This window comes from Chthoniobacter flavus Ellin428 (assembly GCF_000173075.1).
In the GTDB taxonomy this organism is placed as follows: Bacteria; Verrucomicrobiota; Verrucomicrobiia; order Chthoniobacterales; family Chthoniobacteraceae; genus Chthoniobacter; species Chthoniobacter flavus.
Genome location: NZ_ABVL01000001.1, coordinates 253784 through 275386, shown reverse-complemented (window position 1 = coordinate 275386; position 21603 = coordinate 253784). Strand labels below are relative to the sequence as shown.

Below are 21603 nucleotides of genomic sequence, written 5' to 3'. Positions count from 1 at the left end.
AAAAGCCGCTACTCGTCTATCGAGGCAGACCCGAAACCACATAGAATAAATCGCTCCGATTTTTGAACTATTCGCTTATTTTCGCGAGATAGGGCGACCCGGCCTCGATGGAAGCGGTGCGTAAGAAAACGAAGCGCACTTTTTGGAGCGCTTTGGATGAACCCTTCGCCGCAAAAGTCGCGGTAGGGGCACTGGCCTCAGGGCGCCTCGCCAAGGCCTGCGTTACTTCACTTCCTTCAAGTAAGCATCCCACAGGGCCGGAATATTCGCCGACTGGGTGTCACCGGGATGAATGACGACCCGATACTGAAAGTGCAGCTTTTCACCCGGCTTCAAGATGACGCTACCGTCCTGCGACTTGTCCTTGGTGAAGACGCTCAGGCCAAACGGATTCGCGGCGAAGAGGCCATAACCGCGCGAATGCCAATGGGCGCGGCGGGAGTTGCCCGGATTATCGAAGATGGCGATGCCGACTTTCTCGCCATCCACTTCGCCGGCATAGTCGACCCAGTTCGACGTCTTGCCCCACACCGCTTTCTCCCCCGAATCGCCTTCGGCATTGGTCATCTTACCGGTACCGGGAATTTGGTTCGTCACTCCCTTCGCTGCGTTGCCGGGTTCTTCCAAAGCCGGCGCCAGGCGGATGCCGAACGCACCATCTTTGGCATCACCAAATTTCACATCTCCGGCGGCTGGAGTCAGCGTGATATCGACATCGATGATGCGCAGCGTCGGCGTCTTGTGGAAAGTCGTCTTGCGCGTCTCCGACAGCACCTTACCGCCATTCGGATCCTGCCATTCGAGATCGGCCGTAAAACTGCCCGCATCCGGGCCGCTCTGGATGTCGCTGATTTTGTTCACCACGATGCGGCCGCGATTGGTCGACTTGTAATCGGCTTCGTTATTCCAGAAATCGAACCCGTTCACCCGTTCGTGGGCAAACCATAGCCCGCGCTGGTGCGGATGATCCTTTGGCTCACCCTCGACGTTCTCCATGGGAAACTTGCGCGTGACCAGCTTCCCGGTCGCCGAACGCAGCGGATACAAATACGGCTTCATCGCATTGCCGCCGCGCAGGACGAAATCGGTAAACGGCTGGCCATCGATCGCGACATGCACCGCGTCCCCTTCTTGCGAAATCGCCACCTGCGCGTGGGCCGAGACGGCAGTCAGAAACAGCGAGGCCACGCTGGAGGCCAGGAGGGAACGAACAAAAGACATTTTGCGAAGGCTGGAAACGGGGGCGCAGGGGAAGCTCGTCATGGCCGGCTACCTTGCCTGCCTCTTTTTGCATGTAAAGACCGAGCTACGCCAGCAACCCCTTGATCACCTCACCCGAAACATCCGTGAGGCGGAAGTCGCGGCCTTGGAAGCGATAGGTCAGCTTGGTGTGATCGAAGCCGAGCAAATGGAGCAACGTGGCGTGCAGGTCGTGCACGTGCACGGGATCCTTCATCGCGTTGAAGCCAAACTCGTCGCTCTCGCCGTAGACCAAGCCGGGCTTCAAGCCACCCCCGGCCATCCACATGGTAAATGCTTTCGGATGGTGGTCGCGGCCATCGTTGCCGCCTTGCACCATCGGTGTGCGGCCGAATTCCCCACCCCAAATGACGAGCGTATCCTCGAGCAACCCGCGCTGCTTGAGATCCTTCACCAACGCCGCGCTCGCCTGGTCGGTCTTTCCACATTGATCCTTTAAGCCTTTGGTGAGGCCACTGTGGTGATCCCACGCTTCGTGGAAAATCTGCACGAAGCGCACCCCGCGCTCGACCATGCGTCGCGCGAGCAGGCACGCATTCGCATACGAAGACTCGCCGGGTTTCGCGCCGTACATTTCCAGCGTTTCTTTCGACTCCTTCGAGATATCCATCAACTCCGGCGCGCTCGATTGCATCCGGTACGCGAGCTCGAAGGAATTAATGCGTGTGTGAATCTCCGGATCGCCCACGTCGGCGAAATGCATCTCGTTTCAGTCGCCGAATGGAATCGAGCGAATCGCGCTGCACCCGGTCGTCGATCCCCGCCGGGATTCGAGAGATACAGCACCGGGTCCCCCTGCCCGCGGAACGGCACACCCTGAAAGGCCGTGGGCAGAAACCCAGAGCCCCAATTCGCCGCGCCCCCGCTGGTGCCTTTCGTGCCCGTACTGAAGACGACGTAACCCGGCAGATCTTGTGATTCGCTGCCGAGGCCGTAGGTCGTCCATGCACCCATGCTCGGCCGGCCAAACTGCGTCGAGCCCGTGTTCATGAAAATCTGCGCGGGCGCGTGGTTGAACGCGTCGGTCTGCATCGACTTCACGATGGTGATGTCATCCACCACCTTGGAGAGATGCGGCAGAATCTCGGACAACTCCGCACCGCTCTGTCCGTACTTGGCAAACTTGTACTTCGGCGCGAGCAGCGTGGAATTCGGATTGATGAACGCCGCGCGATAGCCCTTCAGCAAATCCGCCGGCGGCAGCGTGCCGTTGAACTTTTCCAACTGCGGCTTGTAGTCGAAGAGATCGAGATGGCTCGGCGCGCCGGCCTGGAAGAGATAAATCACCCGCTTGGCGCGAGCGGGCAGGGGCGGCGCTTTCGGAGCCATCGGCCCCGAGGGCGCGGCGGCAGCATGCGCGGCGGGCGCGAGTTCCTGCTGGAGCAGCGAGCCCAGCGCAATGGAACCCAGACCGACCCCGCATTGTTTGAAAAACCAGCGACGGGTGATCTGCTGCTGATACTCCCGCAGGAAATGTTCGAGTTTGGTCATGGCGATTATTCTTTCGTGATGGCTTCGTCCAAATTCAGCAGGACGCGGGAAACGACGGTGTAAGCGGCCAACTGGGCCGGGGTGGTGCCGGCGGGAACCGCCGGGCGTTCGCGCTGGCCGGTCGCAAGCTCCCACGGATCGATCCAGCCCTCCGCGATGCGCTGCTGCTGCTTGGTGAGGAGGCTCAGGATTTCCTCGCGCTCCGCGGCATTAGGCTCACGGCTCAATGCACGGCGATAGGCATAATCGATGCGCTCCGCATCGCTCTTGCCACCTTCCTCCAGGACGTGCCGGGCAAAGGCGCGCGCCGCCTCGATGGCCACGGTTTCATTCAGTGTGGTGAGCGCCTGCAACGGTGTATTCGAACGCGAACGGCGGGCACAGACCGTGTTGCCATCCGGCGCGTCAAAGGTCTGCAGCATCGGATACGGCGTGGAGCGGCGGCGCCACGTGTAGACCGCACGGCGATAGCGTTCCGGCCCAACGGCTTCGACCCACGGAAATGGTGCATAGCTCGCGGGCGGCTGGAAGAGAAACAACGGCGCCGGCGGCATCGTGGGCATGCCACCCATCTCGGGATTGAGGAGGCCGCTCACCGACAACTGGATGTCACGCACGATCTCCCCGTCCACGCGGAAGCGCGGGCCGCGGGCCAGGAGGCGGTTGTATTGGTCGCGTTGGTAGAGTTCGGGCGTGACCTTGCTGTTCTGCCGATAGGTCGCCGAATTCACGATCAGCCGTTGCAGATACTTGATGCTCCAACCGTGATCCATGAATTCGCAGGCCAGATAGTCGAGCAACTCGGGATGGCTCGGCGCCTCGCCCTGCGTGCCGAAGTCCTCTGGCGTAGCCACGATGCCGATGCCAAAATACGACTGCCAGATGCGATTCACCATGACACGCGCCGTCGTGGGCGCGCGGCGATCGACCAGCCAATGCGCCAGACTCAGGCGCGTCGGCGGCGCATCCGCGGGCAGCGGATTGAGCACCGACAGCACACCAGGCCGCACCGGCTTGCCCGGCTTGAGCCAGTCGCCGCGCTTGAGCAGATGCGTTTCGCGCAACTGCGTGCGCGCATTGAGCACCAGCGTGGTCTTGCCTTCGGGATGTTCCTTCCACAGCGCGGCGATCTGCGCATCGGCCTCCTTCCATTCCGGCACCGTCCTGCGCCAATAGGAAAAGATCTCCGCCGTCTGTGCCTCGGTGCGTTGCGCCCGCGGGATGTCGAGCAACTGCCGCACACGCTTCGGCACGGCGTCGGCTTTCGGCGCCGCAGCGGTGCAGACCGAAATCCGGAACCGGCCGAGGTTGTTGGTCATCAAGTCGTCCGAATTCCAGCCGCCGTGCATCTGTTTGAGATGAATGGTCAGTTCGGTGCCGGCATCGGCGATTGGATTCTCCATTACGAACACCGCCTCGTGCGGCACATTGCGGCGGCCCGGGCCGGCATCCATGCCCCACGCCGTTTCTTCCTTGCCATCGATCGCGTAATCGATCGGTCCCGTCACCCGCGTTTTGCCGGATTTGTCTTCGAAATTCGATTCTACCGGGCTATTCGGCGCATCACCAAAATCGGCAGTCGCCGAGGCGATTTTGAGGAAGGATTTCTTTCCGTCCTTGGGTGCGGTCTCGACCTGAAACTCCGTCAGCGCGCATGTCCCCTTGAAGGAACGGCCCGGCCCATTCGCGGGCAGATTCGTGTCGTTGAGCAACTCCAACCGGAAGGCGGTCACACCGGCCGTCGGCATCGTGCATTTGAAAATCGCGTCGAGCTTCGTCGGCGCATAGCCCTGCGCGAGCAGCGATTTGTCCTTCAGCTCGGTGTAGCGCTGGCTGTTGTCGCCGGCATTGGCGATCTCCACCACCTTCCACTCGGGCTGCGTCTCGGCTTTCAACGCGTCCTCCCACGCGTTCATCCGTTCGCGCCAATCGGGATGCGCCTGTTGCAACCCCATTTCGTCGTCGTGGATTTTGCCCTGCAGTGCCCCGATCTTCTTCCACTGCTCCGTGGTATAGACCGTGCGCGCGCCTTCGTTGTCGTTATTGAGGAAGGCAAAGAGGCGGTAGTATTCCTCCTGCGAAAAGGGGTCGTATTTGTGGTTGTGGCACTGGCAGCAATTCACGCCGAGGCCGAGCACTGCCTTGCCCAGCGTGTCGAGACGGTCGAACATTTCCTCCATCCGGAATTGTTCGGGATCGACGCCGCCCTCTTCATTCAGCAGCGAGTTGCGCAGGAAACCGGTGGCCACGATTTGATCCTGCGTGGGGTGCGGCAATTGATCGCCGGCGATCTGCTCGAGCACGAACTCGTCGTAGGGCATGTCGTGGTTGAAAGCGTTGATTACCCAATCGCGGTAAAACCAGATCCAGCGCGGCTTGTCCTTTTCGTAACCGTCGGAGTCTGCATAACGTGCGACGTCCAGCCAGTGGCGGCCCCAACGCTCGCCGTAGTGCGGCGAGGCGAGCAACCGCTCGACCTGCTTTTGATACGCATCGGGCGAATCGTCGTGGAGAAACGCAGCCAGCTCTTCCGTGGTCGGCGGCAGGCCAGTGAGATCGAGCGCCAGCCGGCGCAGCAGCGTTTCCTTCGACGCCTCGGGCGAGGGCGGGAGTCCTTCGCGTTCCAACCGCGCGAGAACGAAGCGGTCGATGTCGTTGCGCACCCACGCTTTATTTTTCACCGTGGGCAGCGGCGCTTTCACCGGTGGCTTGAAGGCCCAGTGATCGCGATTGTCTTTGATCACCACAGACGCCGCGTCCGGAAAATCCGCGCCCTGATCGATCCACGCGCGCAGCAGGCCAATCTGCTCCGCCGTGAGGCGCGGGCCTTTCTTCGGCATCACGCCTTCTTCACGCAGGCCGCCGACAAATTGCACGAGCAGGCTGTCCGCACTCTTGCCGGGCACGATCGCTGGGCCGAGTTCACCGCCCTTCATCACCGTCGGTTTATGATCGAGGCGAAACTCCGCTTCCTGCTTGCGCGGGCCGTGGCATTCGTAACAGGCGTTCTGGAAGATCGGCTGGATGTCCTTCACGAAATCCACCTGCCGCGTCGCAGCCGGCGGCAGCGAAGCCAGCGCCGCGGTCATCTTCGCGTCGTTCGCGCGCGAGGGTGCGAGCACCACGTCTTTCGGCCACGGCGCGCCGTGATCGATCCAAGCCCGCAGCACGCCGATCTCTTTCGGCGTCAGTGCCTGCTCGGATTTCGGCGGCATGTTCATGTCCTCGACCAACCGCGCCACGTAATGAATGAGCGGACTCTCCACGCTCTTGCCCTCCACCACCGCGATGCTGTCCTCGCCGCCTTTCATCATCTGCTCGCGGGTGTCGATGCGGAACTGCCCCTTGTGCTTGCCCTCCCGGTGGCACTCCACGCACTTGCTTTCGAGCAGCGGTTGCACGTCGTGGGTAAAATCGAACGACTCCGCGGCAGGCGGCAGCTTGGCCGGATCGATATCGGCCAGCGCGGTCCACGAAAAAAGGACCAGTGGCAGCGTCCAGAGGGAACGGAAATGGGTCATTGAGCGGGGGCGGAGATCCATGGAAGAACGCGGAGAATAACCCGCCTCTGCCTCCGGCAACAGGGGCGAAACAACACCAAATCGCGTAAACCAGACGTTAAGTCCATTATTGGAATTCGCTTCCGAATCGGAGCTGGAGGAAAGTGCACCCTCGCTTCCGCGTGAGCGCGTGTCCCCGGCACCGACGGAGGCTCGCCCAAGGACCTGCCACCACTTGTCCCGTACGCCGCCGCCTCGGCGGTGCTCTCCAGCGCTCTCCCTGATTCGGAAACATCATTCCTCAACGGGCGTTACAGGAGCCGTCTCTCGCTGAAGGCGGAGGCGCACGAGCACGGGTGCGTCGAATCCCGACCGGGTGGCTTTGTCGAATTCCTCGGCCAACTGACGAAAGATCTGCTTCGGATCCATGGCGCCGTCGGCCGTCCACCCTCCGCCCCGATACACCGTCTTGTCCCCGAGACGTACGGCCATGTCCCGGCTCCAACCCGCGTGCAAAGGCACGTTGCCGGGCTGCCAGCCAATCGTCACCTGGAATCCGGCGCCGTCTGCGCCGCGTTCGGCGACCAACGTCACGGCGGCCACATCCACGGGCATCTCGTCCTCCAAACGATGCGCGAGTCGATCCAGATCCTTTCCACTCAGTACTTTGCCGCGCAACAACTCCACGCCTGATTTCTCCGCCATTCCGCCCGGGTCCGTCGTAGGGTGCACCTCGCGCACGATGCTTGCCAGGCGCAGGGCGAGAGGGCGCAAGGTCGCGGCGTCGGCGCCGTGTTCCAGACGGGCCCGCACCTGCGGCAAGGCGCGCAGGCCCATCGACTCCACTATTTTAGTCGCAGCGGGTTCACGGTCGGCATCGGCTTTCGCCGCGACATAGGCATCGAGCAATGGCGCGACTTCGGACTCCGGGGCCGCGGGAATCACCGGGGGCGGCGCGGGTGTGGGAAGCGGCGGCATTCCGTGCGCGGAACGCCATATGTCCTGCAGTTTGACAATCTGCGTGTCGCATTCCGCCCCGCTCGCCGACCACTGAAAGGCATATTTTTCCGGCCAACGGTGGGACATCACATAAGCCGCCATGTCGCAGATGCGCGGGTCGGCGAAAGAGACCTTTTCGAGATTTCCCGCCGGACCGAAGAAGCGCTCCTTGTCTTCCAGCGCCGTCGCGAGCAACCGCTCGACGGCCGCTTCCGCTTCGCCTGCCGGCAGCTTCTCCACGTGATCGTAGAGCGACACTTGCGGCCCGCTCCCTCCGCCGTTGAACGTTCCATTCCGAAAGACCTCCACGGCCGCGTAGCGCACTGGAAGCGGGGCTTTTTTCGCCTCGTCGGCCAGCGCGTCGATGGCCCGCGCGTCGCCGCTCCTTGCCAGAAAACTGATGATGTAGCCGGCCTGGGATAATGTGGTGTCGTCATTGGATGGAAGCCGGGGCTGGATCCGGCGCCATGCATCGATGATCGCCGGCACGGCTTCCGGTTGTCCGCGCTTAAAAAGCGCTTTGGCCGCGGAGACCTGCGAATAGACATCGTGATCGGGAGTGAGTTGCGCGCGCAGAAAAGCCACCGGCGTGTCGGCGGGCAGCAAGCCGGCCACCTCGACATATTCACCCCGGTAGCCCGGCTCCGGGGTCGCCTTCAATGCGGCCTCGATCGCCGGCAGGGCATCGTCGGGATATTTCTCCACGAGTCTCCGCGCCGCCTCGAGCCCTTTGCCTCGGCCTGCGGAAGCGGTTTTGATCAGGGTCTGCTTCTCGCCCGTACCATTCACTTCTCTCCACCAGGCTTCGGCCTGGTGCCGTGTCGTCCCGTTGACCAATTGTCCATCTTTGGATTTGAGAGGGTAAAGATTTCGCCCTGAGAGAAATTCGAGAATGTGTCGCGCTACTTCACCCACCCGGATCGTATGCGGTCCTCCCAAACTGTTGAAGCGCGGCTCCATGGAACGCGTGAAGCGGGGATCACCGAGCGCTTCGATCAGTTGCGGCACGGCGGCATTCCCGGAATCCACGAGACGCTGGATCGGCGTCTTCTCGTCCTTCTTCCTCCAATCATCCGACATCGCCGGATAGTGCGGGTCCCGGATCCACATGATATGCGTCTCGTTGCGCAGTTGGTAAATATCCTCCGCCACCTGCTCCGCGGGCGACATTTCGTTGCGCGGTTTGGGATGATGCGCGGCCTCCTCCGCAATCATCTTGCGCAGCAAATCTGCCGACTCCTGCGCGTAGGCCAACCGCTTGTTCGCCGGGTAAGTGACCGGAAACGACTCGTAAATCTTCAGCAAGTCCGTCAGCGGAATGGAGGGATTGCCAAATTTTTCCTCCGTCTCGGTCAATACTGTTTCCCCCATTTCCCGCTGAAGCTTGTCCCGCAATGACGAAGCATCCACTTCGCCGGTCTGTTCGTCAGGAATCTTCGCCACCACGTCGAACAATTCGCCGGCCACCTCATTGAGACCCTTTTGCTGACAGGCCCGGCCGAAGCTGAAGAGTCGAACCCGGTACGGCACCGGCCATCCACCGTGAAAATCAAAAGACGGCCACAAGTCGGGATACTTCCCCTTGAAGGCTTTCTCGCGAGCTTCAAAGTCCTTCGGCCCTGTCTTGAGGTCATGCACCACAGCCATCAAGTCACCGACCACTTTTGGAAAATCGATCACCTCGTAATTCACTCGCAGATGCACTGGCCCATCTGTCTTACGAACGAAATGGATCAGCCTCGGAGGTGGATACGGTTCGAATGGATCAGGACGGCGGTTAAAATCGCCGGTGCTGCACAGGAAGACGGTGAAGCCGTCGACGTCTTCGCCGGTCAGAAACCCCTCTACAAATCGATTCTCAGGAGGCTGATTGCCGCGCTTGATCCAGCGGTCAGTGGCAACGCGCACGTAGGGAGCATCCTTCACATCCGGAAAGCCGAGCGTGTCGTACCAGGAGACGGCGGCGGAGACATCGACCGCCCGGGCGTTGGTTCCGAGGAAAGCCCCCGTGATCAGAAATCCCAGCGAAACGATCGCGAGAGCGATATTCCTCCATGCTCGCCGATTGCCAGAGCGTTTCATGATGTCGCCAGCCATGGCGGGCACGCTACCGCCGGATGACATCCCCAGCAAGGGCCGGGAAAATGGCGCTCTGATCGCAGGGAACTTCTGTAGCGGCGGTTTTTCGACTGCTCCACGGGCGGTCTCCTTTGCAACCCGCCCCTAAACGCGCTCTAATGCCGGGCTTTCATGAAACTTTCCACGATCCAGGCCAGCCTCAATCAACTGGGCATGCAGCCCACCAAGAGCCTCGGCCAGAATTTTCTCCACGACCAAAACCTCGCGGAATGGATCGTCGCGCAGCTCGATATCCAGCCCGAAGAGGCCTGGGTGGAACTCGGACCCGGGCTCGGTGCGCTCACCGAATTTGCCCTCGCCCGCTCGCCGCGCGGACTCGTCATCGAGAAGGATGGCCGTCTTGCCGGCTTCCTGCGCGAGCGTTTTCCGGCACTCGAAATCATCCATGGCGACGCCAGTGAATTCGACGTGCGCGAGCTCTTCGCCCGCGGGCCGATCAAGGTGCTCGGCAATCTCCCCTATTACGTTTCCAGCCAGATCCTTTTCGCCTTCACCGGTGAGCCGAGCCCGGTCAGTGCGCTCATCTTCACCTTGCAAAAGGAACTCGCCGAGCGCCTCTCCGCCGGGCCGTGGACCAAGGAATATGGCGCGCTTACCTTGCTCGTCGGCCGCCGCTGGAAGGTGAAATATCTGCGCACGCTTCCCGGCAGCGTCTTCATGCCCGCGCCGAAGGTCGACTCCGCGATCGTGCTGCTCACCCCGCGTCCCGCCGGCGAAGTGCCCGCGTGCGACGGTGAGCTTTTTACTCGGCTGGTAAAACAAGGCTTCGCCCAGCGCCGCAAGCAGCTCCGCAAGAATCTCGCCGGCCGGAATCTCGACTGGCCCGCACTGTGCCAGCATCTCGGGGTCGAGGAAACCACCCGCGCCGAAGAGCTCTCCCTCGAGCAATGGATCGCGCTGACGAATTTCGTGACCAAAAGCTCCGACCCTGGCCATTCGTCATCCGTCATTCGTCATTCCGCCGCCGCGGATCTCGCCAATGCAGCGCAAGACGTGCACGGCGAAATCTTCGACGTGGTCGATGAGGAAGACCGTGTCACGGGACAGCTCTCGCGACACGAAGTGCACCGGCAAAAGCTCCTGCACCGCGCGGTGCACATCCTGGTCTTCAATTCGCGTGGCGAGCTCTTTCTCCAGCGCCGTTCGCGCTGGAAAGATGTGCATCCCCTGCGTTGGGATTCCAGCGCGGCCGGCCATGTGAATTCCGGCGACACCTACGCCGGCACCGCCCCGCGCGAGATCGTGGAAGAGCTCGGCGTCAGCGCGGAAGTCGAGGAGATCGGCAAGCTGCCGCCCAGCCCGGCCACCGGTTGGGAACACGTGCGCCTTTACCGCGCGCACCACGACGGCCCCTTCAAACTGAATCCCGCCGAACTCGACGGCGGCGGCTTCTTTACCCTCGAACAGATCGACCGCTGGACCACCGCCCGACCGGAGGATTTTGCCACCGGGTTTCTGGAATGCTGGAAGCATTTCCGGGCGCTGGCGCAATAGCGTTCCCGAATTCAAAAGGAACGCGTTGCGAGCGCTTTGGGAACCGGTCTTCGGAACTGGGAAAGACGCTCCCTCCCCGCGGTCATTCTGAGCGGAGTGGAGGGAGTGTAACGACTGGAACGCAGTCGAAGAACCCCGCCGATTTACGAGCGATGCTCGCTGGTTATTCGACGGGTTTGCCCCGCAGTCCCGTAGGCGTCTCGCAGACTCGGCTTTCGACTGCGTGCCCCGCCATGTCGCCTTCGGGTCACTCCGCTCAGAATGACATCCGGGAGAGAGCGGTCTCGTGGGCAAGATATTGAAAAACGTCGGCAATGCCTAGCGCTCTCCGCCGCACCAAAACGCGAGCGTTCCACCACGCTGCAGGTAATGCGCGAGCGCTCGGAGCATCACACGATGCTACTGCTTCGCCCCCGCATTTCGCTCCCACACATACAGCACATCCGGCTGCTTCTCCTCGTTGCCCCGGCCATCGGTCTCGCCTTCCATACGGAAGCCGTATTTCTCGAAGAAATGGCGGCCGCCCCAGTTGCACCGAAATGTCCTGGCGCGCAGAGTGGCTGAGGAAGCCATGGCCACCGAGAGCAGGCTGCTGCCGAGACCATGACGTTGATACTTCGGCACCACATAAAGGTGATCGACCCAGCCGGGACGGAAGGCGATGAAACCCACGCTCACGCCGCCGGGCGCCTCGAGCACCCACAATTCCGAGCTCACATAGACTCCGGTGAGAAAATAATTCAGGTCCTCCGCCGGCGAATGCAGGACGGGCATCTGCGGCATGGCGGTGAAAAAGGCGAGGCGATAAATCTTTGCCACGTCCGGCAGGTCTTCGACCGATGCGCGGCGGGGAAAAGCCAGGATTTCTGTCGTTTCAGGAGCGTGATCGTTCACAGGCGGTTGAATACGGTTATCGCACGAGCGATCCGATCTGAGCTCATCAGCAGGCAGAAATTCGGCCGGTAGCAGAGTTCGACCTTTCCCGCGGCGACGAGAAATTCGTGGCCGCAAATGAAGAATCGCTGGACCTCGACGAAGACCTGACCGAGCCCAGCCACGACGGGGAGGCAACAAAGGATTCTCAGATAAGGCATTCGGTTCGTGGAAATAGGATACGTGGTAGCAAAAGCGAGAACCGAGCCACTTTGCGCGGAACCACGACTTCGCAGAGAAGCTTTTGGTGAAGATGGCTCCGTAATTTCCGAGTACGGGTGCGACCGCCGATCTGATCGGCCAACACCTTGACAGAATGCCACCAAGGCGATAGCGGCCGCGCCCATGATACCCACGAATCGCGTAGCGCGGTAACAGGCCGCGAGGTCTGCGGGGAAGGGCAACATCCAGCGTTGACTTGTAATGGCATCCATTACACAAAGGGCGTGGATCTTTACTTCGCTCAATGGCCTGCTGTGCAGGCCACCGGGGGACCCACCCGCCCGCAAGGGCACGGGGCAAACGGCGCTGCGGCGCCGGGAACACTTGGTGATTCCAGCCCGACAGCTAACCTCGGCAGCGTCACACCAAGGCAGGGATGGCATCGCTTCGCAAGGGGCGATGCGCGCTGCACTCGACAGGGAAACTCGAACGCCGTGTTCCGCAGCACGGCGGTAGCAACACATTCATGATCGCAAGTGATACGAAACGGCCGCGCAACGTCGACTGGAAGAGCGCGGCGGCCATCCTTTATGGTGACTGGGGGACGAGCAAGGCATACGTCGTGGGCCTCGCCTTTGCCGTCGCTGGATACAGCTCGTTCTGGCTCATCGCCGCCATGTGCGTCCTCACGGCGCTGGTCGGGGTCAATTACATGACCATCTGCAAGCACTACCCGGATGGCGGCGGCGTGTATGCCAGCGTGCGGCATCGCTCGGAGATCATTTCCATCGTCGGCGCGTTTCTCCTCATCGCGGATTACATCGTCACCGCGGCGATCAGCGCGCTGTCGGCGTTCCAATACCTTCAGCGGGTCATTCCCATTCCGGCCGCGCTTCTTGGTTACTGCGCCGCGGGGGCCATTGTCGTGATCGGTGTCCTGAATTACCTCGGGCCGAAGCACACGGGCAACCTGGCCTTTCTCGTTTCCGGTGCCCACCGCCGTGGGTCGTGGCTTTGCTCGGCTTTTTCTGTCTGCCGCACGTTCGGCGCTGCGATCCACCATATCAAGCCACTCGAAGGTGGTTTCGGCGCCAATTGGAGCCACTTCGTCGGCATCGTGCTCGCGCTCTCAGGCGTAGAGGCCATCGCCAATGCCACCGGCGTGATGCCGCTCAACCCCGGCTGTGATCCGAGCAAACCGTGTGTTTCCAAAACTTCTACCAAGGCGCTGGTCGTCGTCATGATCGAGGTGTGCGTCTTCACCGCTCTGCTCGGGTTTGGCATGCAGGCCTTGCACGGTCTGCAGGTCATCCCGGTTCCTGGCCAGGACCCCGATGTCAACGCGCCGGATGCACACGGGGTGCGCGACTACATGCTCAACTACATGGCCCAGACTTTCGTGACGGGGTCGTGGGGCGCTACCGCTGGAGCCATTGCCGGTGCTGTCGTCAGCATCGTCTTCGCCGTGCTCCTGCTTTCCGCGGTCAATACCGCGATCGTGGACCTGATCGCCATTTCCTTCCTCATGGCACGGGACAAGGAGCTGCCCGGTCTCTTCAGCAAACTGAACAACTACGGCGTGCCGAATGCGGGCCTCATCGTGGCCACCGTCATTCCCGCCATCCTCGTGGCAGTCGTGAGCGATATGGCCGGCCTGGCGAATCTGTACGCTGTCGGCGTGGTCGGCGCCATCGCCACCAACCTCGGCGCGAGTTCCACCGACAAAAAGCTGGATCTGGTGCGCTGGGAACGCGTCCTGATGTTTTGCACGTTCCTCATCATGCTCGCCATCGAGATTTCGCTCTTCGTCGAAAAGCCCGACGCGCGCTATTTCGCAGGGTCGGTCCTGCTCATCGGGTTGATCATGCGCGGCCTGGCCTCCGAGCATTTGCAGCGCAAGGAGAAGGCCGCGGCCACCGCTTCAGGCGCGGTCACGAGCCCGGAGAAGGCGATCGCGATTCCGAAATTCCAGCACGATATCAATACCGCCCCCGGGGCACCTCTGCTGTGCGCGATTCGGGGCATCGGCCGCACCATGAAATTCGCCATCGAGGAAGCGCGGGAAACGAAGCGCCCGCTCTATCTCCTTTTCGTCCGCCAGCAACCGGCGCTGACCGAACGCGACCGCAAGCGCAAATGGCAGGACGACCCCGAAGCGCTGCAAATCTTCTCCGAAGCCAGCGAACTGGCCGATGGGCACACCATCCTGCCGTGCTACGCGGTGAGTGATTCGCCGGCGGATACCATTGTCGATATCGCCGCGACGGTCGGCGCTTCGCGGGTCATTCTAGGTGGGGCGAAACGGTCCGGGCTCATCAGCGCACTGCGTGGCAACTTGATTCGGCAGGTTTCACAACTGTTGCCAGAGGAGATTCCTCTGTTGGTCTATTCCTAGAAGGGGCGCGGGAACACGATTGACGTTCCTCTCCGCGCCCGGCAAATAGGCCACCCACCTTTTCCAGATATCGCCTTGATTACCGCCGACGCCAATCGTCCCCGCAACGTAGACTGGAAACGCGCAGCCGCGCTTCTTTATGGCGATTGGGGCACGAGCAAGGCGTATGTCATCGGCCTGGCTTTCGGCGTGGCGGCGTATTCCTCGCTGCCGATCATTCTCGCCGTCTGTCTCCTCACCGGGCTCGTCGGGATCAACTACCTCGTCATCTGCCGGCATTTTCCGGATGGCGGCGGCGTGTATTCGGCCGCGCGCGCCCAAGGCCGCCTGCTGGCCGTGGTCGGCGCCCTGCTGCTCATCGCGGATCTCACGGTCACGGCCGCGCTGAGTGGTTACTCCGGACTCGATTATTTCAACCTGCCTTTCTTACACCATCACATCGTGCTCTCGACCATCGGGGCATTGCTCATCATGGGCTGGCTGAACTCTTTCGGGCCCAAGCACAGTGGCGGTCTCGCCGTGCTGCTCAGCGTGCCCGTCGTGGTGATCGTCGTCGTGCTTATCGCAGTGAGCCTCCCGCATCTCACGACCGCGCACCTCACGCCGCCGCATGAGAGTTCGTGGCAACTCTGGAAGCAATTCACCGGGACGATCCTCGCGCTGAGCGGCGTCGAGGCCATCGCCAATATGACCGGCGTCTTGAAGCTCGATCCGGGGTCCACGCCGGAGCATCCCAAGGTAGGACGGGAAGCCTCCAAAGCGATCTGGAGCGTGGCCGTGGAAGTCGTCTTCGGCACCGCGCTGCTGGGCTGGGCCATGCTTTCCATTCCGCGTTCGGAAATCGCCCGGCTCGAGGCCCACAAGCCGGACATGCTGCGCTTTGTCGGCGAGTATTTCGGTTCCCTGACGGTCGCGCCCTGGTTCGGACATGCCCTCGGCTGGGCGACGGGCATCCTCTTTTTCCTGCTGCTCATCAGCGCGGCCAATACCGCGATCATCGCCATGATCGGTGTGTTTTACATGATGGCCCGCGACGGGGAAATGCCGCGGCAATTCACCAAGTTGAACCGCCATGGCGTGCCGATCATCCCGCTCATCTTGTCCGTGGCGCTGCCGTGCGTCGTGCTCTCGCTGGCTCACGACTTCGAAGTCCTGGCCGGGCTGTATGCCATTGGCGTCGTCGGTGCCATCTCCGTCAACCTGGGCTCCTGCACCTTCAACAAGAATCTCGACCTGGCCAAATGGGAGCGAGTGCTTTTCGGCTGCACGTTTGCCGTGCTCTCCGCGGTCGAGCTCACCCTGGCTCACGAAAAGCATGAGGCGCTCTTTTTCGTCGTCTGCGTGCTCGGCATCGGCCTGTCCTTGCGCGTCTACGCACAGAAGCGCTCGGGGCTCACTACCATCACCGTCACCCATGAAGTCGCGCAAATCGTCGCTCCGGAGGCGATCGACCGGTTGCGGCCGACCGTCACCGAAGGCCAGCGCATCATGGTCTCCGCTCGGGGCATTACCCCGGTGCTGCGTTTTGCCCTCGATGAAGCGCGTCTGCGCAAGGCTACGCTCTGCGTGCTCTACGTGAAGGAACTCGCGGTGCATTTGCCGGAAGGCGGCCGCGGGGGAGGAGGACGCGCGCGGTGGCAGGATGACCCGCAGGCCTCGGCCATCATGTCCCTCATGCTCAAGCTCGGGCAGGAAGTGGGCGTGGATGTATTGCCCGTCTACGCGGTGAGCACGAATCCCGCTGGCACCATCCTCGATCTGGCCGCGACGCTCGGGGTGGATTTCCTCATGCTCGGCGCCTCGCACCGCCTCTCGATGTCACGCCTGCTCAAGGGCAACGTCGTCGAGGAGGTCGCCCGTGGATTGCCGGAGGATATCCAGCTGATTATCCATAGCTGAGGATGGAGCGTCAGTATTCAGTATTCAGTGACTCAGCACACTGATTACTGATTACTGATTACTGATTACTGATTACTGATTACTGATCACCGCCCACTACGGCATCGGCGTCACATTCAACCCCGCGCGTCCCATCTGCTTGTCGAAGCATTCCGGGCAAATGCCGTGGCTGAACTGACTGCCAGTGTGGGTGTGGATGTAGGTCTCGACCTGGTCCCAGTAGTTGGTGTCGTCGCGCACCCGCTTGCAATACATGCAGATGGGGATCAGCTCCTTGAGCTGCCGAATCTGCGTGGTGTATTCGAGGATACGCTCGGCCACGCGTAGCCGCATCATGATCGCTTCGCGATCGAGCGGCTTGGCGAGGAAATCGTCGATGCCCGCGTCCATCGCCTTGCGCAGGTTGTCGCGCCCCGTATTGATCGCCGTGAGCAGGATGAAATAGGTGTAGTCCGTCCGGACTCGCTGGCGCACTTTCTGGCAGAGCTGCAGGCCATCCATGCCAGGCATCATCCAGTCGCTGACGATGACGCGCACCGGCTCGTGGTCGAAAGCTTCCCAAGCTTCCGTCCCGTTGGCGGCGGTCACGACCTCATGCCCATAGTGCTGCAGGGTGAACTGCAGAATTTTCACTGACACGGGATCATCTTCAGCGATTAAAATTTTCATACGGCACAGGCAGTTTTTTCATGTTCCAACGCGAGCCTCACGAGCTCAAATTCGTTTTCGATTTCCTTTAGCATTCTGGCGGCGTTGTCGAGATTACCCTCCCGCGAAGTCATCTCCAGCCGTTCGCATGCCGCGCGCATCCGCTCCGCGCCGAAATTGCTGCAACTCCCCTTTAGGGTGTGGGCCGCGCGCTCGAGTTGCGGACACATCTTCGTGGCCAGCGCGGTGCGCGCTTCCTTGATCACCCGCGGCGTATTCTCGATGAAAACGTCGATCAGTTTGCCGAGGATGCTTTCTTCGCCCTCGATCTCCAGTTCGCGGAATCCGGCAATCGTCTTGGTGTCGATGATGCCCGCGACATTGACCTCCGGGCTCCCCTGCTCCGTGCTTCGCAGGCCGGAGAAGCGCCGGATGGCGGCATGCAGCACCTCCGGCTTCACCGGCTTGCTGACATAGTCGTCCATGCCCGCATTCAAGCACTTCTCCCGGTCGCCTTCCAGCGAGTTGGCGGTCATGGCGATGACCCACGTGTGCCGGACGTCGCCTTCGATCGCTCGCAGATCCCGCGTGGCCTCGTAGCCGTCGAGCTCGGGCATCTGGCAATCCATGAAAACGATGTCGTAGCGCGAGCGCGCCAGCGCATCCAGCGCGCGGCGGCCGTTCTCCACCACGTCGGCCATGTAGCCCAGTTTTTGCAACTGGTAGAGCGCGACTTTCTGGTTCACCGGGTTGTCCTCGGCGATGAGGATGCGCAGTTTCTCGATCGGCTCGGAAGGCAGCGACGCCGGTTGCTCGCTCAGCGCGACGAGGCCCGACTTGATCTCGCGCGTCTCCACGTCCTGCGACATCACCAGGCTCAAGCAATCGTAAAGCTGCGACTGCTTCACCGGCTTGGTGAGATACGCATCGACGCCGGTCTCACGCAGCGCTTCGGGATCCTCCTGACGATCGACCGAGGTGAGCATCACGATGCGGGCCGAGGCAAAGCGTGGGTCTTTCTTCATCGCCCGCGCCAGTTCCAGGCCGTCCATCTCCGGCATCTGCATGTCGAGGATCGCCAGGTCGAACATCCGGCCCCGGCCCGCTTCGGCCTGGAGAATCGAGAGTGCTTGTTTGCCGCTGGCCGCTTGCTGTTCGCGCATGCCCCAGTTGCTGAGAAGATGATGCAGGATCGCGCGGTTGGTGTCGTTGTCGTCGACGGTGATCACCCGCACGTCTTTCAATTTCGCCGGACGCGGCGCCGCCATGCCGCCACCGGCCTGCTTCTCGAAACGGGCAGTGAACCAGAACGTCGACCCCTTGCCGGCTTCGCTCGTCACGCCGATTTCGCCGCCCATGCGGGCGACCAGTTGCTTGCAAATCGCGAGCCCCAAGCCGGTGCCACCGAAACGGCGCGTGGTCGAGCCGTCCGCCTGCACAAACGGCTGGAAGAGCCGCTCCTGCGCTTCGGAGCTGATGCCGATACCCGTATCCGTCACCGAAAAGCGGATGGTAGTGTGCGTCTCGGCATTCTCCTGGCAATTCGCCCGCACCACCACTTCGCCCTTGTCGGTGAACTTGACCGCATTGCCGATGAGGTTGGTGAGCACCTGACGCAACCGCCCCGGGTCGCCGCGCAGGTTGGTAGGCACATCGTGATAGACCAGCGAAGCCAGCTCGATCTCCCGGCTGGCGGCGCGGGCGGCCAGCAATTCGACTGAACCCTCCACGACAGTCCCCAGTTGAAAATCGATTTCTTCGAAGGCCAGCATGCCCGCCTCGATTTTCGAGAAATCGAGAATGTCATTGATGATGGTCAGCAGCGCATCGGCACTGCTCGAAATCGTCTGGGTGAAGTCGCGCTGCTTCGGCGAGAGCTCGGTGTCGAGCAGAAGGCCGGTCATGCCGATGATGCCATTCATCGGCGTGCGAATCTCGTGGCTCATGTTCGCCAGGAACTCGGACTTCAGCCGCGCGGATTCCAACGCCGCGTCGCGTGCCTTCTTGATAGCGTCGTCGGTCTCGCGGCGAGCCGTGATATCCTCGACCGTACCTTCGTAGTAGAGCAGCTTGCCATCCTGGTCGCGCACGGCGCGCGCCCGTTCGGAAATCCAGATGATCGATCTATCACGCCGGTAAATCTGCGACTCGAAATCTTTCACCGCGCCTTTTTCCAGCATCATCGCCGTGAACTCCGCGCGCCGCCCCGGCCGCACATAGAGCTGCTTGGCGATGTGCGTGATCTTGCTCGTCAACTCGTCGGGTGACTCGTAGCCGCAGATTTCCGCCAGCGCCGGGTTGACGCTCATGTAACTGCCTTCCGGCGTCGTCTGGAAGATACCTTCGATGGCGTTTTCGAAAATACTCCGATACTTCTCCTCGGCGTCGCGCAGTTCGAGTTCCTTGCGTTTCAGCGCGCTGATGTCCTGCAGTGTGGCGCGCGTGCCGCAGATCTTGCCCGCGGCGTCGGTCATCACTCGCTGACGCATCAACACCGGAACGCGACGCCCGTCCTTGCGGCGGAAGCTGCGCTCGAAGGCCTCGTGGAGCGGATCGCCCACCGCCGGTTGCTGCACGGTGGTGCCGGTGTATTCGCCAATCAGGAATTCCGTGACCGGGCGCCCGACCATTTCCTCGAGCCGGTAGCCGAGCATGTTCAACTCGGTGGCATTCACCCGCGTGATGCGATTTTCCAGATCGAGCTCGTGATAGGCCACCGGGGCATCGTCGAAGAGCTCGCGGAAGTGCCGCTCGCTCTGCTGCAGCGCGCGCTCCGCCCGCCGCTGTTCGCCCACGTCGATCGCGACACCCCCGAGCATTTTGGCGCCATCCGACGTCCCCATGGAGAATTTCATCACGAGCCACTCATGCATCACGCCGTCCGGCGTGGGCACTTCCTCGATGAGCTGCTGCGGCAGGCCCGAGGCCAGCACTTCACGATCCACGGCGGTGAGTCGCGTCGCCTTGTCGTGGGGGAGCCAATCGAAGTCCGTCTTGCCAAAGATATCCTCGAGCTTCATCTGGAAGCGGTGCTCCATCACTTCGTTGATGTAGAGCATGCGGCCGTTCTCGTCCTTGATGAAGGCCAGCACCGGGCTGTGATTCATGAACGCCTGGAAACGCTCCTCGCTCTCGCGCAGAGCCGCTTCCGCTTCTTTGCGCTCGGTCAAATCATGCCACACCGCGAGCTGCACGGTGCGCCCCATCAATTCCACCACGGTGAGCGTGATCTCCACGGTCATTTCGTCACCGCCCTTGCGGCGAAGGTTCCACTCGCAAGTGTGCCGCCCCTTCTCGCGCAAGACGCGACGGATCTCCGCGGCCCGTTCCATGGATTTCGCGCCATCCGGCTGGCTCTCCGGCGAAAGCGAAGACATCGGCACCGTGAGCAGCGCCTCCTTGCTTTCGAAGCCCAGCATGCGCACCGCCGCGACGTTGCAGTCGATGATGGAGTCCTTGCTGAAGAGCAAATGCGCATCGCTGGATTGTTCGAAGATGATGCGGAACTTTTCTTCCGCGGCCCGGCGGTCCGTCACGTCGCGGGAAACCGCGAGCAATTTTTCCGGCTTGCCGGCCGCGTCATTGATCGTCGTGAGCACCACGTCCCAGTGCTTGCGCTCCCCATTTGCCGCGATGCACGAACCCAGGAACTGACCGGTCTGGCTCTCGCGGGCGAGGGTCAACGCCTTCCGAGCTTCCACCTCGCATTCATCCTTCCACAGCGTGAGCCACTCACTGTCGCGGACGGATTCGAAATCTTTCACCCCATGCCACGCAGACCACCGGCGTTGATCGAAAGCACCCGACCTTCGAGGCTTAACACCGTGATATTGTCCCCGCTGCTCTCCAGCACGCGCGTCTTGAATTCTTCGGTGTCGCGCAGGGCGGCCTCCACCCGGCGCCGCTCGGCCATGTCCAGCCGGGTCAGCCAATACACCAATCCCAACCCGCCCACGGTCGCAATGCTGCCGAGGAGGACGGTGAACAGGTTCATCGACGAACTATGCCTGGCCGCGCCGTCCTGATTGTTGAGCACGACCAATTGCTCGCCCTCGATCTCGGTTACGAGGTTGCGAATCGTACCCATGCGCGTTTTGCCTTCGCGCAACACTGGCAGATCGCGCGTGGCATCGTAGCCGCTGGTCCGGCGCAAATCGACCGCCTGCCCGAGAAACTGCAGCTTGTCCTTGGCGAGCTGATCCAATTGCTCCAACCGAGGCTGGACCCGGAGGTCGTCCCGCGTCGCCAGTCGCACCCGTTGCAAATCGGGCTCAATTCGTCCGGTAGCGGCCTTGAACGGCTCCAGAAACGCCTCATCGCCCGTGAGTAGAAAGCCCCGCGCTCCCGTTTCCGCATCGGTCATCGTCGCCAGGATCTGCTTGAGACTGCGCAGCACTTCCTGGGTCCCCACAACCTGTTTGCGGGTCTCGACCAGCCGCTGGTTGTTCAAATAAGTGGCCAGGCTGACCACAATGGAAACAAACAGGGCAAAGCCGAAACCGGCGAAAATCTTCTTTTCGATGGAGGAGGGCTGCCGCTGCATTTATGAGAGGAACTCCTTCAGCAGGATGCGCGCCCACCTCTTTAGAGAGACCCCTTGGGAAAGGGTTTGAGAGACCCTGTATCGCGATTCTTCGGCCTCCTTCAGAGAAAATCGGCTCCTCCATGCGTTGCAGGCACCGC

The 21603-nt window shown here is 61.7% G+C and carries 11 protein-coding genes, 1 pseudogene and 1 riboswitch; of the genes and pseudogenes, 3 read left to right on the top strand and 9 right to left on the bottom strand.

Translation table 11 applies throughout. From position 1 onward, the window contains the following. Nucleotides 1-222: 222 nt before the first annotated feature. The 4 genes and pseudogenes from CFE428DRAFT_RS01130 to CFE428DRAFT_RS01115 form a co-directional block, all read right to left on the bottom strand. Nucleotides 223-1221 carry a DUF6807 domain-containing protein gene (locus CFE428DRAFT_RS01130; protein ID WP_083804916.1) on the bottom strand — a complete coding sequence of 333 codons (999 nt, stop codon included), beginning with the start codon at nt 1219-1221 and terminating at the stop codon, nt 223-225. Nucleotides 1222-1306: 85 nt separating this feature from the next. Next, nucleotides 1307-2751 (bottom strand): annotated as a pseudogene (locus CFE428DRAFT_RS40845) (DUF1501 domain-containing protein). Nucleotides 2752-2756: 5 nt separating this feature from the next. Further along, nucleotides 2757-6272, bottom strand: a complete 3516-nt coding sequence (locus tag CFE428DRAFT_RS01120; RefSeq protein ID WP_006977565.1) for a PSD1 and planctomycete cytochrome C domain-containing protein — start codon at nt 6270-6272, stop codon at nt 2757-2759. Nucleotides 6273-6545: 273 nt separating this feature from the next. Continuing rightward, entirely contained in the window at nt 6546-9332 is a 2787-nt protein-coding gene (locus CFE428DRAFT_RS01115) for a HEAT repeat domain-containing protein (RefSeq protein WP_131989197.1), read from the bottom strand. Nucleotides 9333-9500: 168 nt separating this feature from the next. Between CFE428DRAFT_RS01115 and rsmA the strand changes: the two genes are divergently transcribed. After that, nucleotides 9501-10883 (top strand): 16S rRNA (adenine(1518)-N(6)/adenine(1519)-N(6))-dimethyltransferase RsmA, encoded by a 1383-nt coding sequence (gene rsmA, locus CFE428DRAFT_RS01110; RefSeq protein ID WP_006977563.1) that lies wholly within the window; start codon nt 9501-9503, stop codon nt 10881-10883. A 399-nt stretch (nt 10884-11282) separates the two neighbouring features. Here the strand turns inward: rsmA and CFE428DRAFT_RS01105 are convergent, their stop codons facing one another. Both CFE428DRAFT_RS01105 and CFE428DRAFT_RS01100 read right to left on the bottom strand, forming a co-directional pair. Beyond that, the gene (locus tag CFE428DRAFT_RS01105; RefSeq protein WP_006977562.1) at nt 11283-11777 is read right to left on the bottom strand and encodes a GNAT family N-acetyltransferase; all 495 of its coding nucleotides are present in this window, start codon (nt 11775-11777) and stop codon (nt 11283-11285) included. Then, nucleotides 11774-11977 (bottom strand): hypothetical protein, encoded by a 204-nt coding sequence (locus tag CFE428DRAFT_RS01100; RefSeq protein WP_042724178.1) that lies wholly within the window; start codon nt 11975-11977, stop codon nt 11774-11776. Before CFE428DRAFT_RS01100 ends, CFE428DRAFT_RS01105 begins: the two co-directional genes overlap by 4 nt. A 289-nt stretch (nt 11978-12266) precedes the next feature. Continuing rightward, nucleotides 12267-12413: riboswitch (cyclic di-AMP (ydaO/yuaA leader) on the top strand. A gap of 91 nt (nt 12414-12504) precedes the next feature. On the opposite strand from CFE428DRAFT_RS01100, the gene CFE428DRAFT_RS01095 reads away from it, so the two are divergent. Together CFE428DRAFT_RS01095 and CFE428DRAFT_RS01090 are read left to right on the top strand one after the other, a co-directional pair. Then, nucleotides 12505-14373, top strand: coding sequence for a universal stress protein (locus CFE428DRAFT_RS01095; protein WP_006977560.1), 1869 nt, complete (start codon nt 12505-12507; stop codon nt 14371-14373). A 75-nt stretch (nt 14374-14448) separates the two neighbouring features. Continuing rightward, nucleotides 14449-16272, top strand: a complete 1824-nt coding sequence (locus CFE428DRAFT_RS01090) for an amino acid permease (RefSeq protein ID WP_006977559.1) — start codon at nt 14449-14451, stop codon at nt 16270-16272. A gap of 96 nt (nt 16273-16368) precedes the next feature. Here the strand turns inward: CFE428DRAFT_RS01090 and CFE428DRAFT_RS01085 are convergent, their stop codons facing one another. The 3 genes from CFE428DRAFT_RS01085 to CFE428DRAFT_RS01075 are packed head-to-tail and all read right to left on the bottom strand — an operon-like array spanning nt 16369 to nt 21463. Further along, nucleotides 16369-16941: a response regulator gene (locus CFE428DRAFT_RS01085; protein WP_006977558.1), complete on the bottom strand. Its 573-nt coding sequence runs from the start codon at nt 16939-16941 to the stop codon at nt 16369-16371. Continuing rightward, on the bottom strand, nt 16938-20684 hold the full coding sequence (locus CFE428DRAFT_RS32735; RefSeq protein ID WP_006977557.1) for a PAS domain S-box protein: 3747 nt from the start codon (nt 20682-20684) through the stop codon (nt 16938-16940). Before CFE428DRAFT_RS32735 ends, CFE428DRAFT_RS01085 begins: the two co-directional genes overlap by 4 nt. Continuing rightward, nucleotides 20681-21463, bottom strand: a complete 783-nt coding sequence (locus tag CFE428DRAFT_RS01075) for a CHASE3 domain-containing protein (protein ID WP_006977556.1) — start codon at nt 21461-21463, stop codon at nt 20681-20683. Before CFE428DRAFT_RS01075 ends, CFE428DRAFT_RS32735 begins: the two co-directional genes overlap by 4 nt. Nucleotides 21464-21603 lie beyond the last annotated feature (140 nt).

Bases quoted from the DNA above. Each gene is read 5' to 3' on its own strand.
- CFE428DRAFT_RS01100 (WP_042724178.1), bottom strand. From the start codon at position 11,977: ATGCCTTATCTGAGAATCCTTTGTTGCCTCCCCGTCGTGGCTGGGCTC.
- CFE428DRAFT_RS01115 (WP_131989197.1), bottom strand. From the start codon at position 9,332: ATGAAACGCTCTGGCAATCGGCGAGCATGGAGGAATATCGCTCTCGCG.
- CFE428DRAFT_RS01130 (WP_083804916.1), bottom strand. From the start codon at position 1,221: ATGTCTTTTGTTCGTTCCCTCCTGGCCTCCAGCGTGGCCTCGCTGTTT.
- CFE428DRAFT_RS01095 (WP_006977560.1), top strand. From the start codon at position 12,505: ATGATCGCAAGTGATACGAAACGGCCGCGCAACGTCGACTGGAAGAGC.
- rsmA (WP_006977563.1), top strand. From the start codon at position 9,501: ATGAAACTTTCCACGATCCAGGCCAGCCTCAATCAACTGGGCATGCAG.
- CFE428DRAFT_RS01085 (WP_006977558.1), bottom strand. From the start codon at position 16,941: ATGAAAATTTTAATCGCTGAAGATGATCCCGTGTCAGTGAAAATTCTG.
- CFE428DRAFT_RS01120 (WP_006977565.1), bottom strand. From the start codon at position 6,272: ATGACCCATTTCCGTTCCCTCTGGACGCTGCCACTGGTCCTTTTTTCG.
- CFE428DRAFT_RS01075 (WP_006977556.1), bottom strand. From the start codon at position 21,463: ATGCAGCGGCAGCCCTCCTCCATCGAAAAGAAGATTTTCGCCGGTTTC.